Raw genomic sequence first — 13,911 nt, forward strand, 5'->3', positions numbered from 1 at the left:
TCGCCCGGCAGCAAATGACATAGTTTAAGAAATAGTCTTAAACTGGTTTAAGATTTTTTGGTTTGCCTATTACGCAAACGGCTCAAAAATTCAGGAGTAATACCAAGATAAGATGCAATCTGCGTCTGCGGAAGCCTGTTAGTGAGGTTGGGATATGTGGATACAAAATATTGATACCGATCTTCGGCAGTCGAACTGATCGTTTGTAATAAGCGTTTCTGCAGACTTACAAAACTATTCTCTACAAGCACCCTGAAAATCCGATGGAATTTCGGGGCGCTTGTGTAGAGATTTATTAAATCAGTACGACTGATTTGTAATACCACGGAGTCTTCCAGGGTATCTATAGTAAGTTCCGAAGGAGATTCAGCATAAAAACTTCCAAGATCTGAAATCCAGGAATTCTCCGCAGCAAACTGAAGAATATGTACTAATCCTTTGTCATCTATTTTGTACATTCTTAAACAACCTCTAACCACAAAATACAGGTGTGTACAGATATCTCCTTCCTGCAGGAGGTATTGTTTTTTCCGGAATAGTCTCGGATGGAAACTGGCAACAACAATATCTTTTTCGGCCTGATCAAGAGAAATCAAACTCACAAAATGGGAAAGCAAAAGATCAACAGAAGATTCCAAACCCTCAATTTTCATTCACTAAAGTTAAATGTTCTAAGGATTAATAAAACCCCGGACATCTCCGTTCTCCTATTGCTGGTTTAATTTCAATACCTCCGCAAGTTCAATCAGGTTCCCCCAGGGATCAGAAAAAAAAGCCAGACGACGACCAATCACTTCCAGGTTAAAAGGTTCACCAATAATTGTTACATCTCTTCTGCGCAATTCTGCAAGCGTTTCGTCAACGCTGTTCACATTTATACAGAAATGATGATACCCTGCCTGGTGTAAACTTTCATTCAGATCGCTATAATCGGGTTGATTGGCAGGTGTGCCCCCAGCAAGCAATTCAATCCAGAAATTATCATCTGTTGCAGGTGCCAGGTACGCGAGCTTCAGATCCCCAAAAGGCCATTCATGCACGATGCGAAAATCGAGTTTTTCAGTATACCATTTTTTGCTGATCTCAAAATCCGGAACCCTCACCGCAACATGACTTCCTTTCATATCTGCAAACTTGCTGCTGCTGTTGAGGGCGGGTGTGTTGACTACTGTTTTCATTTTAGTTTGATTTAGGATACAAAGATGAAAGCAGGCAGACGCCTCATTGCTATTGAAACCAAAGCAGAACTTATGAATTTCAAAGACGATAAGCCTTTCGGAATTCTGATGGCGTAGTCCCCGTATTTTTTTTGAAGAACGAATTGAAATTGGGCTGATCAGCAAAGCCAATGCTGTAACCAATATCCTGCAAACTCCAATCGGTCTGTAGCAGTAATATTTTTACTTCTTCCAGCAAACGATTCCGTATATGCGTACTGATATTTTGACCAGTATGTTTTTTCAGTAACGCATTCAAATGATTCGGATGTACTGATAGTTGTGAAGCAAATTCCTTTGCGGTCCTGATTCGGATAGGTGAAGTATAATTGATGTTTGTGGTTTCTTCTTCCAGTAATTGAAAAAACTGATGGATATACCTGAACTCGTCAGAAACAACATCCGGTTTGGGAAAATTGCCAATCTTTAAACTTTCAATCAACAGCAATTGCAAGTACGCCTGCATAGAATCCTCACTGAATTTATTCCCCGAAAGATCTTCTTCATAAAGCCTTATAAATATCATTTCGAGTTCAGAAGCCTGCGGTTGAGTTAAAGCGATTATGCTTTTTGATTTATCACTAAATACATCATACCTGTCAATAGCAGTTTTTAACTGTGGATGTTTTATAAGAAATGATTTCCGGAACAGGCAATAGAACCCTTTGTTTGATTGGGAAAAATTCTTCCACGAAATAATATCGTTTGGATGTATGAATAATATTGCCGGCTTTTCAATGTAATAAGTATTGAGTCCGATCGTGAAAACGCCAGTGCCTTCCGTCACCAAAAGAATCTTATAAAAGTCACGCCTGTTGGGAGAGATATAATTCCTGCATTCGTGTTCTTTTCTATCAAACACCCGGATGCTCCAATTTTCAAAGTATTCACGAAACACAGGTATCAGGTCGGGAATATTCCTGAGTGTGTCGATTGTTTTGCTGTCAAGTGTTTGCAGGGGCATTTCGATCTTTTTCTGTGTTTAAAACTGATTCTTCAGTCGTTCCTCTTCCAGATCTATCAGGTACAATTGCCAACGTACTACTTCTTCATTTATCTCCGGATCCCTGTTCAGATCAGACAGGTACTTTCGTTGACTTTCGAGCATTTCAAAAAAAATGGGTTTTGTTTTTTCATTCAGCCATTCGTCGCCGGAGGCTTTTGTTTTCTCTTCCCAATGACGCAATAACTTTTCGATCAGCCCGCTATTGGGTAATCCATCATTGAGTTTGCCCTGCAGGAATTGGCGTGTATGTGTCATTAAGCCTTCTCTTAGTTTTTGCCTGGCAACTGCTTCGGGCTCTTCTGTGAATGCGTCAAATAACTTTGTTCTCTTTATGAAATAAGGTAAAGTAAGGCCCTGGATCAAAAGGGTAAGCAGTATTGCGATAAAGGTGATGAAAAGTATCAGGTTCCTGAATGGGAAGGCGCTGCCATCATCGAGATATACCGGGATGGCCAGGGCTGCTGCGAGGGATACAACTCCCCGCATACCCGTCCAGCCCAGCAGCAAAGGAATCAGGAACCTGCGTCGGCTGGAACCGCGGTGAGGCAGTACCGATCGTCGGAAAATATAAGTTGCCAGTAAAGCAACATAAGAACTGATGATCCTTGCGATAATGAGTACTACTGTCACCAGAACGCCATAACCGATCGCTGTCTTTAACTCAATCCCTTTCGATCGCAATCCCTCTACAATTTCCGGAAGTTCAAGTCCGATCAGAAAAAACACAATACCGTTCAGAATAAATACAAAACTTTCCCAAACACTGTAACCCCGGACACGGCTGGTGCTGTTTAAAAACAGCAATCTTCTGTTTGACATATAAAGGCCGCCACTCACAACAGCGAGTACGCCGGAACTATCCACGTGTTCTGCCAGCCAGTACATAAAATAAGGCTCAATAAGTGTCAGCGCGATATCAGAAGGCGCATCTGCGGGTAACCATTTATGCGCCTGAACAAAAAACCATCCGATCAATATACCAATTCCGACCCCACCGATCACCATCCATAAAAACTCAAGTGTCGCATCCTGCCATATAAATTGTCCGGTGCCGACTGCAGCCAATGCAAAGCGGAATATAATCAGTGAGGATGCGTCGTTCAATAAACTTTCTCCTTCCAGAATAGTTGAAGTGGACTTCGGAATCTTTACAAATTTGGTAATTGCTCCAGTGCTTACTGCGTCAGGAGGCGAAACGATCCCGCCCAAAAGAAATCCCAATGCCAGCGTAAAACCCGGTATCAGGTAAGTGGTTACGACGGCTACAGAAAATGCTGTGAATAATACTACGAGAAATGCAAAGCTCCCGATGATGCGCCACCACTTCTTCATTTCCTTAAATGAAATTGCCCAGGTAGCTTCAAACAATAAAGGTGGCAGAAAAATGAAAAAAATCAGGTTAGGATCTACATGAATAACAGGAAGACCCGGTATAAAACTCAACACCAATCCTGCAGTAACAATCAGCAAGGGATAGGCTATCTTAAGTTTGTCTGCCAGCATCTTAAGTAAGACGATGGCTGCGATCATGGCGAGAAAAAAAGGCAGTATGTTTTGCATGAACGAAAATCAGGCTGATGTGAAATTTAATCGCTTTAATAATAAACTTCATGAAAGTCATGAAAATATCGGATTGTGTTTCAGAAATTTTGCCGGCAGGCACTATATCCAGCGGACATTCCGGTTTCCTTCTGATTCTCTGTTGCATACACGAGAATCAGTCTCATGGGATAATAAAAGGGAATCCGGGCGCCAATAAAAATTCATGCCAGCCTGTTTATCTGTTTTCTGGTTCAAATAAACAAGATACTTCACATAGGTTATGTGTTGACCGTGTTATATTTAACATGAAAATTTCTATTGTGAAAATCCGATGCGTATAAACGGTGTCAAATTTCACCGGGTACAAACTTTGTACTGAAATAAATCAAATGCTAAGGAGAAGCTAACTGTGAGGCCATCCTAATAAAATTCAACCCAATATTGAACGACGCATCAAATAACAAAAAATCAGCATTTCCTATTACTGCGGGGATCAGTCCCGTTCAGGCTATGCAGGGAGGAGGGTTAACGGGTGAGCTGATCAGGAATTATGATTGGTCACAAACATCCCTTGGCAATTCAGAAAATTGGCCGCAAAGTCTTCAATCTGCCCTGGGCATCTGTCTGAATTCAAACTTCCCTATTGCCATTTACTGGGGGCAGGACCTGACGCTTCTTTACAATGATGCCTGGAGCCCGATTCCGGGCAACAAACACCCCTGGGCACTTGGAAAACCAGCAAAGGACGTGTGGCCGGACATCTGGAACGATATAGAACCTCAGTTCCGGAAAGCCTTTTCAGGAGTTCCGGGAGGATCTAAAGATGCACTTTTACCTATGCAGCGTCACGGTTATACGGAAGAGTGTTACTTTGATTTCACATTTACTCCTATTTATGGGGAATCGGGTAAAGTCGATGGAATTTTTAATGCAGTAATCGAAACAACTTACCGGGTAATCAATGAGAGAAGGGCGTTTCTCTTACAGAAACTGACCGACGTGATAAATGCGGTGACATCTGCACAAGAAGTATTTCTCAAGACGACGGAGATTCTGGATTCTGCAACTACAGATCTTTCCTTTTTTTGTATTTATCTTTTTGATGAAAACAATTCATTAAGGCTTACCACCGCTTCAAAAAACTTCACTGGCAATTCATGGCCATTCAATCATACCCCGGCATCGATAACTCATATTGAAGATCTGGCTTCGCTGGGAATATCTATTCCACCAACATATTGGCCTGAGCCCCCTACTGAAGCAACGGTATCGCCATTGAAGGCTGCAGATGGAACTGTTTTTGGATATATAGCAGGAGGGTTAAGTGCCAGGAGGAAATATGATAAAGATTACAAATCATTTTTCGAGTCATTGTCAGCCGTAGTAGCGGGTGAATTGAATACGATCAAGGCTCTTGAAGAGCAAACCAAACGTGCGGAGGCACTCGCACAAATTGATAAGGCCAAGACCATTTTCTTCAGCAATATCAGCCACGAGTTCCGTACGCCTTTAACGCTGATGTTAAGTCCGCTTGAATCTGTACTTACATCCGCGACTAACCTCGAAGAGCAGCAACGCAGTAACCTGGAGATATCTCTGCGAAATACACTACGCCTGCAGAAACTCGTTAACACCCTTCTTGATTTCTCAAGAATTGAAGCCGGTAAAATGCATGCGAAATTTGAACATGTTGATATCGGAAAGCTTACAAAAGAACTTGCGAGTTCTTTTCGTTCTGCCATTGAAAATGCAGGAATCACTTATGATGTACAGGCTGAAAATATCCGTTCAAAGGTTGCAGTAGATGTTGATATGTGGGAAAAAATTGTTCTGAACCTGATATCAAATGCATTTAAATATACCAGGAAGGGCAAAATATCCGTCAGGATCAGCGGGTCGGATTCAAAAATTGTTCTTGAAGTAAGCGATACCGGCATAGGAATTTCGCCAGCTGACCGTGAAAAAATATTTGAACGCTTTTATCGAGTGAATAATTCAGATGGACGCAGCCAGGAGGGAACCGGTATTGGTCTTTCGATGGTTAAAGAATTGATTGCGCTTCACCAGGGAGAGATAAAAGTTGACAGTGTACCGGATGAAGGATCAGTTTTTACGGTAACGATTCCGTACCATGATCATCCCGAAGCAGCGATTAGCAATGAAAACAACGGAACCGGTGAAGTAAGTAAGGCTAACCTTGCCTATGTTGAAGAAGCTTCAAAATGGAACAATAATGATTCCTTAGAAATAATTAATCATCAGACAAGTGAGACAAGGCCAAAAGTTTTACTAGCCGATGATAATGCAGATATGCGTGATTACGTTCATCGCCTGCTATCTCAACATTTTGATGTGCGCAACGTTGCCAATGGCGAAGAGGCATTTGCAGTGGCCCGTGATTGGTTACCCGAATTAATATTGAGTGATGTGATGATGCCGAAGCTGGATGGTTTTGGATTACTGAAAAAATTGAAATCAAACATAACGACGCGGAATATTCCTGTGGTTTTTTTATCAGCACGTGCAGGTGAGGAGGCAAGAGTGGAAGGAATCAGCGCGGGCGCTGATGATTACCTTGTAAAACCATTTTCTGCAAAAGAACTTCTTGCGCGCGTCCAGAATCATATATTGATCAGTCGCGTGCGAAGGGAAACAGAAAAACAATTTTACAATTTGTTCCTCCAGTCACCTGCTCACATACATGTAATGAGGGGGCCGGATCATGTTCTTGAGTTTTTTCACCCGCTGGGTATACCTTTTGTTGGTGGCCGGGATATCACGGGAATGAAAATAAAAGAGGCACTTCCGGAACTGGAAGGCCAGGGCTTTTTTGAAATGCTGGACCAGGTTTATCATCAGGGTCAATCGTACTTTCTACCGGAATCAAAGGCACTTTTCACCCGCCCGGATGGAACTGTTGATGAATATTATTTCAATATTACCTATCTGCCATGGCGCAATGTTGATGGTAAAATCCAGGGTGTTCTGCAGTTCACGTTTGATGTAACACAGCAAGCTTTAAGCAATGCCAAAGTGCGGGAAAGTGAAGAGCGCTTCCGACTGCTCGCCACAAGCATCCCCCAAATAGTTTGGACTACTGACGTGAATGGAAAAATGGATTACCTGTCTGATCAATGGGAAAAATTTACAGGAACTCCTGCTGCTGACGGTCTCGGAAATTATCTGGATTTTATTCATGAAGCAGATCGTGAAAAAGTAACACGTGCATTGCATGAATCGACAGAATCGGATCGACCATGGGATTTAGAATTTCGTTTAAAAAATGCAACTGGTGAATACCGATGGTTCTCCGGGCATACTTTGCCTTTGCGGGATGAGAATGGAACTGTCGTAAAGTGGATCGGATCTGCTACTGACATACACAGCCAGAAAAGCGCAAACGAACAGCTTGAAGGATTGGTAGCAGAAAGAACGTTAGAGTTGCGTACTCTGGCTGATGAGCTGACAAAATCAAATCGAGAACTGCTGAGATCTAATAAAGATTTGCAGCAGTTTGCCCATGTTACAAGCCACGATCTGAAAGAACCCATACGAAAGATCAGATTGTACGAAAATCTGGTGCGTACTACCTATAAAGATACCTTACCACAGAAAGGATTGATGTATCTTGATAAGATCGATCACGCAGCGAACCGGATGTCGTCCATGATCGACGGAATTTTGCAATACTCATCGGTTGATGCAGTAAAACAATCCTTTGAGAAAATCAATCTGAATGACCTGCTGATCGGTATAACCGAAGACCTTGAAATTCCAATCACCGAACATAATGCTCGGGTGGATATCGGGCCTCTGCCGAAAGTTGTAGGTTCGCATATACTGCTCTACCAGTTGTTTTATAATATCCTGAACAATTCATTGAAGTTTATCAGGGAAAAAGAATCGCCGCTGATTGAAATCACGGATAAGACAGGTGCTGATGGTGAGGAATTTTCGATGTATTATCGCATAGATATCAGCGATAATGGAATTGGTTTTGAACCGGCGTATGCGGAACGGATTTTCGAGTCGTTCATACGGTTAAACCCAAAAGATAAGTTTGAAGGGACAGGACTGGGCTTAGCGCTTTGTAAAAAGGTTGCAGAGAGGCACAATGGATTTATTAAGGCAAGAAGTGAAGTAAATGAAGGCGCAACTTTTTCTGTTTATCTTCCGGTAATTCAAAAATTATTACAGTGAAAAAGCTTTTACTGATAGACGATGATATGGATGAAGCAGAGCTATTCAGCGAAGCTTTGGAAACTATTGGTAAAGATTATGAATTCACTTCGTTCAATAACGGACAGGAAGCTTTGCAATACATTTCCAGGAGTAACACACTGCCTGATTTCATTTTTCTCGATCTGAACATGCCAATGCTTTCCGGAAAAGAGATATTAAGACGATTGCGTGACACTACATCCGGAAGTGGAATTCCTGTTATCATCTATAGCACATCGATCACCGACATTGACCGGAAAGAAACCAGTGAGTATGAAGTGACAGACTATCTGCAAAAACCTGAGACTTTTGAAGTACTCTGTATAAAATTAAAAAACATTATCAAGTAACTTCAGATGACTTTCTTTGACAAGAGTTCAAAAGAGTACAAAGACCCCGGGTTTGAAAACGCCTATAAATTTTTTAACCAGGCACCGGTGATCATTGGGTTTGTTCGTGGAGAAAACTACGTCGTTGAGTTTGCCAATGAAGAATTGCTGAAAATCTGGAAGGTGGACAATTCCATTTATGGCAAATCCATTTTTGCTGTTTTTCCCGAACTCGAGGCGCAGGGCTTCAGACAATTACTGGACAACGTTTGCGCAACAGGAAATCCCTTCACTGCATATGAACTTCCTATCGTTTTTGATCGCGGTGAGATCAAAGACACTTACTATTTTGATTTTATCTATCAGCCGTTTTACGAAGGCGACAAAATCACCGGGGTAATTGCCGTCGGGCATGAAGTGACCGAAAAAGTAAATGCAAAAAAAACTGTTGAACGGGGTGATAGAAAATGGAAACAGCTTGCTGATTCTTTACCTGTTTTTGTCTGGACCGCTGATGAAAAAGGAAGTATTGATTTTCTGAACGCACGATGGTATGAAATTACAGGCCTGACCCCGGAACAATCACTGGGCTATGGCTGGGCTAGTGCGATGCATCCGGATGATTTGAAACGGTGTCTTGAAGAATGGAGTTATGCTTTAGCCAACCGGAGCTTAGTCGAGATCGAAGTGCGATACAGACAAAAAGATGGAACTTATCTATGGGTACTGGCCAGGGGAATTCCCGTTATAGAGAATGATGTGTTGATCAGCTGGCATGGCACAGGTACAGATATTTCCGGACAGAAAAATATCGAACGAAAACTGGAGGAAAATATACAGGGTCGGACAAAGGAAATCCTGGAAAAAACAAATCTTCTGGATAGTATTCTGCAAAATTCTACCAATGGAATTTCGGTATCTGAATTGATTTTTGACGATGCCGGACATGTTATTGATGCTAGAACTATACTTGCAAATGATGCTGCGGTACAATTCATAGGTCTTCCTAAAGAAGATTACCTGACAAAACCAGCAACATACTTTGATCCCGGCATTATTTCATCACCCTATGGTCAGGCCTGTATTAAAACATTGCAAACGGGTGAGCCTTTTATTATGCGATATTTCCTTGATTTTTCTAATCGCTGGCTGGAATTGACTGTGTCAAGGATGGATGAAAAACACCTGATCCATAATTTCACTGATGTAACTACTATTCGTGAAGCGGAAATAAAACTTGAAAGAACACTGGATGAACTTCGGTATTCAAATGCAAACCTGGAAGAGTTTGCTTATGCAGCATCGCATGACCTGAAGGAACCCATCAGAAAGTCTTTGTTCTTTGCAAACAAGTTGAAAGAAGATCTTAAAGGCAAACTAACTGTTGAACAGGATTTTCTGTTTAACAGACTTGAAAGTTCCCAGAGCCGGATGCAAAAATTGATTGAAGATCTTTTAGAATATTCACAAGCCGCTAAGGGATCAGCTGATAAAAATGAAATTGATCTAAACGAAGCATTGACAAGTGTACTTGAGGACCTGGAACTTGAAATTCAAAAAAGAGCGGCAACAATTACAATAGATAAGCTTCCAAAAATTTCTGGCAACAAAAGACAAATCCACCAGTTATTTCAGAATCTGATCGGGAATGCATTGAAATATTCAAATCAGAATCAAGCAATAGAAATTAAAGTTTCATCCGTAATGTTGAAAGGTGTTGATGCCGGTAATCATCTTCCGCAGGATAAGCAGGAAAACCTTTTCCATCTTATAAAAGTCAGCGATAATGGAATTGGCTTCGAACAAAAATATGCGGACAAAATTTTCAAAGTGTTTACCCGTCTTCATTCAGATGAGCAATACCGAGGTTCCGGTATCGGATTGTCGATTGTAAAGAAAGTGGTTGAAAGTCACAACGGATTTGTATGGGCTGAAAGTGAGGAAGGGAAAGGAGCGGTGTTTTCCATTCTGTTGCCAGAGCACTCAGCTGATTCAGCTAGTAAAAATGGTTGATTCGACAGGAAAATGAGCCTGCTGTTTCTTGCAGGATTTTCTTTCGTTATTGAAATAAAATACAATCTGGCACCTGCAATGTATAACGTTCAACGTTAAACGTTACATGTTAAACCAATGCATCATAAAAATTGAGTTCTTACTACTGAACTACTGATTTTATCTTCACAGGACCTAACAAGCCTGATGGTAAAAGCTTTGCATCAGCCCGGTAAAAAGGCATCGTAGTAAACGTGGTTTTTATTTTTACATCAGGCTGACTATCGCCAATTAAGCGGTTGACCCATAGATTTGTTACTTTCACCTGGATCGTATTATTACCCGACTTCAACGCGTTTGTAATGTCCAGTAGGAATGGTTGTTTCCAGATCGTTCCCATATTCCTGCCGTTTACAAAAACTTCTGCTATATTTTTTACGTCGCCTAAATCTATTAAATAACTGCCTTTGTTCTTCGTGTTTAGTTTAAAGCTGTTTTCATACACAGCTGTCCCGGAAAAATATTTTATTTCGGTATCGCTATTGTCTGACCAAGAGGTTAAATTTTCAAAGGTGGTTTTTTTACCATTAAAATCTACTTTCCAGGGATTTGTAATTTCAGCTGCTACTGCTTCCGTAGCATTCGGCCTTGTATACGAATTTGCAGACGCCTTATCTGAAAATATGATAAAGTATGCGTCCCATGATTCAAACCGCAGCGGCACAATGGTTCTGCCGTCTTTGATCTGATAAGATACTCTTTCCTTTTTCCCAGTCTGGGGATTCCACAATTCAGGTACTTTCCCGGAAACACGAAAACTGATCTGCGCTTCATTTGTTTCCACGCTCCGGTTGTTCAACCAATAAATATCCTGGTCCTTTGTTTGGCGATGAACATAAAAGATTTTTGATTTTGCATTGCGGATAATGACATCTTCCACGATGTTTGCATCGCGAAGCACTTCATGATAATTCTGAGTAACAGTTGCCGCAGTATTGCCCCCTCCCCAAACAGACTGAACGATTGATTGGAATTCTGAATTATCGTCGCTAAGGCTAGGTGATTTTTCAGGCCTGACACCCGCCACCTTTACACCGGCCTCCACCAAGTCCCTGATTTTTTTCAACACAGGCAAAGTCATGAATCGTGCACTTGAATCGATTATCAGTAAACTATAGGACATACCACTGGGCGTTATAATCTTTCTGTTTTTCGCCTGCATCACATTTATCAATGCCGATGAATTACAAAAATCATATTCATATCCCGGAATTGACGGGAGCCCATCTTTGAATTGCCATGTCAGGTTAGTGTTTTCGCCATACAGATATAATACGTCCGCAACAAAACGTCCTTTCTGTAAAAGATAACTACTCCTGGCCAGGTAGTCTATCCATGGCTTCGCCTGTTCGGCCCATGTTTCATGACGGGTAAAGTACTGACCAAAGGGCCCCAGTGAAAAGCCTGGCTTTTTATCATCGAGCGGCTGATGTACCGATGTATGAATCACAAAACGATTTAAGCCGGATGCCAGCTCAAGATCAGCAGTGCGTTTTAATTTTTCAGGATGAAAACTGAAAGCATTCTGAATGGAAGTCAAGGACTCTGCTGCAACAATTTCTTTCCCATAAATATGCGCTACCGAAGCCGACTCCCTGATATCCGCTTCGCTGCGGATTTCCTCATCGGGTCCACTGGCCAGACTGCCCGGAATCCACATAGCAGACATGGGTATATCAGAATACCGTTTTACATCCATGCCGTCTGCCAGGTAAATGCGCTTATCTTCCTGGGATTCTGTATATCGCTTCATGCCGCGTTTATGCAACTCTTCTCCGATTACATCATAATGATTTTCTACAATGAGCTCGCCAATCGTTTTTCTAAAATCCCAGAGAAATTTTTCACTCGCTTCCGCGGATGTTACAATTCGTCCGGTCAGCACAGGAATCCATTTTTTAATTTCATAGCCCCTGCGCTTTAGAAATTCTTCGGGAAATGATTTGGTCCATGTCATATGTCCGGCTTCATAGCTGTCTAGAATCATGTATTGAATTCCCCTGGCCCCCATCAGTCCCCCGGTTGCATCCTTATACATGTCGAGATAAGTATTGATATATTTCCTCACGGCTTCCTTATCGAGTTTATCCACTTCCAGACCAGTCGCTTCTGGTGATGCCGGATGATTCTGACGACCAGTGAGCGAGTAACCGAAGCGCAGAATCATCCAGTTGCCTTGCGGCACGTTCCATTCCAGACTTCCATCCGCTTTCATTTTATCCGTTAAGTCGATCACCTCATCTGCTATTGCATCAGCATTGGAGGGCACAAAAGTTTTTGTGTCTTCCTTCCATGGAGAGAAGCCGGCTTTATCTTCGAACTGATCAACGCGATCTGTGGTATGTAAAACAATTTCGGCAATGTCAATTCCTTTAGGTTTGGGTTCTTCCTGCGGACCTCCGGCCATTGCAGCGAAAAGATTTCTTTCCCCCGGTAATGTCTTAAAAGTAAATCTGAAATATTTTGCGGTCGTTGGCGGGATACTCACGGTATTCTGTGGAACTATACTTCCTGAAATTTTTGCCACCTCCCGGAAGTTCACGCCATCATCACTCACTTTTAATGCACGGTTCAAAGGCCCGCCCTGGAAATCCTCCATCGCAGTATGACTTGCGCCGGAAACAGAAAAAGCTTTGAAAGTCTGCGGAGTATCAAATTCAAATTGAATCCACATGTCGTCGCCTACTGCACGGGGTGGCAGGAAATTAGTCGCACTCAGATCGCCATCAGTAAGATCTTTTAAATTGAAATTTCCTCCACTCGAGCTGATCTTCGGTTTCAATTCAGATAAGGTTTTGTCTGCAGGCAGCAGACGATAAGCAATTACAGCAGCGTCAGCATAATAAGTTGGCAACTTTCCTGTGGTTCCTCCCATCAAACTATTTTCAGATGCACCTGCATTCTGAAACTTTCCTGTTGTTGTTTTTGGCTGAGAAAGATTCCCCCTGAATACCTGTCCGCCACTGACGCGGGTTTCCGTCCACACGTATTTCTTCATACCGTCCTGAGGTGTTACCCAGGGTCCTCCTGTCACACTCCATCCCGGTGATCCCGCAATAGCCATTTCTAGTCCGTTTTTATCTGCCAGTTCTGTCGCGAAACGGAAAGCCTCTTTCCACTCAGGTGTCATAAAAACGAGTTTTTTGGAAACTACAACCGGAGTAAAAAGATTGGCATCAAAATTCTGGAAACCCCCGATGCCGATCCGCTTCATCCAGTCAAGATCCTTCTGTATTCCTTCTTTAGTGATATTGCCATTCATCCAATGCCACCACACCCGGGGCTTCGCAGCATTTCCAGGCGAAACAAAGCCATTGTACAGGCTGTCCTTTGCTGATGAATGGGTTTGAGCATCTGAAGAAAGAAAAAACACCATTGCTGTGAGAAATGCAGAAAGTTTGTTCATGAAGGAGGTTTGAAAAGGAAACAAATTTTTTTGCTACTCTGTGATGTGCTGCTTCAGGTGAATAGATTAAACCTGTTAATTACCTTACAATTCAGCGATCCTGTTTTGCAAGGTAATATTATTGCAGTTTTGAATAGT

General features: G+C 42.1%; 8 protein-coding genes. 3 read left to right on the plus strand and 5 right to left on the minus strand.

What is annotated here, in order from left to right:
• Positions 1–47: 47 nt before the first annotated feature.
• The 4 genes from P2W82_RS21675 to P2W82_RS21690 form a co-directional block, all read right to left on the minus strand.
• Positions 48–653: a Crp/Fnr family transcriptional regulator gene (locus P2W82_RS21675; RefSeq protein ID WP_336518043.1), complete on the minus strand. Its 606-nt coding sequence runs from the start codon at positions 651–653 to the stop codon at positions 48–50.
• Between the two features lie 54 nt (positions 654–707).
• A complete protein-coding gene (locus P2W82_RS21680; RefSeq protein WP_336518044.1) occupies positions 708–1,178 on the minus strand; it encodes a VOC family protein in 471 nt (156 codons plus the stop codon).
• Between the two features lie 79 nt (positions 1,179–1,257).
• Positions 1,258–2,181, minus strand: a complete 924-nt coding sequence (locus P2W82_RS21685; RefSeq protein WP_336518045.1) for an AraC family transcriptional regulator — start codon at positions 2,179–2,181, stop codon at positions 1,258–1,260.
• An 18-nt stretch (positions 2,182–2,199) separates the two neighbouring features.
• Positions 2,200–3,783 carry a Na+/H+ antiporter gene (locus tag P2W82_RS21690; RefSeq protein WP_336518046.1) on the minus strand — a complete coding sequence of 528 codons (1,584 nt, stop codon included), beginning with the start codon at positions 3,781–3,783 and terminating at the stop codon, positions 2,200–2,202.
• A 423-nt stretch (positions 3,784–4,206) separates the two neighbouring features.
• Between P2W82_RS21690 and P2W82_RS21695 the strand changes: the two genes are divergently transcribed.
• Genes P2W82_RS21695 through P2W82_RS21705 form a run of 3 tightly spaced genes read left to right on the plus strand, consistent with a single transcriptional unit; the run spans position 4,207 to position 10,328 of the window.
• Complete coding sequence (locus tag P2W82_RS21695; protein ID WP_336518047.1) at positions 4,207–7,965, plus strand: ATP-binding protein; 3,759 nt, start codon at positions 4,207–4,209, stop codon at positions 7,963–7,965.
• Positions 7,962–8,336: a response regulator gene (locus P2W82_RS21700; RefSeq protein ID WP_336518048.1), complete on the plus strand. Its 375-nt coding sequence runs from the start codon at positions 7,962–7,964 to the stop codon at positions 8,334–8,336. Before P2W82_RS21695 ends, P2W82_RS21700 begins: the two co-directional genes overlap by 4 nt.
• Before the next feature lie 6 nt (positions 8,337–8,342).
• Entirely contained in the window at positions 8,343–10,328 is a 1,986-nt protein-coding gene (locus P2W82_RS21705; RefSeq protein ID WP_336518049.1) for a PAS domain-containing sensor histidine kinase, read from the plus strand.
• Between the two features lie 142 nt (positions 10,329–10,470).
• Here P2W82_RS21705 and P2W82_RS21710 read toward each other — a convergent pair whose 3' ends face one another.
• Positions 10,471–13,773, minus strand: a complete 3,303-nt coding sequence (locus tag P2W82_RS21710; protein ID WP_336518050.1) for a glycosyl hydrolase — start codon at positions 13,771–13,773, stop codon at positions 10,471–10,473.
• Positions 13,774–13,911: the final 138 nt, after the last annotated feature.

It is taken from the genome of Pollutibacter soli, assembly GCA_029269725.1.
Taxonomy (GTDB): domain Bacteria; phylum Bacteroidota; class Bacteroidia; order Chitinophagales; family Chitinophagaceae; genus Pollutibacter; species Pollutibacter soli.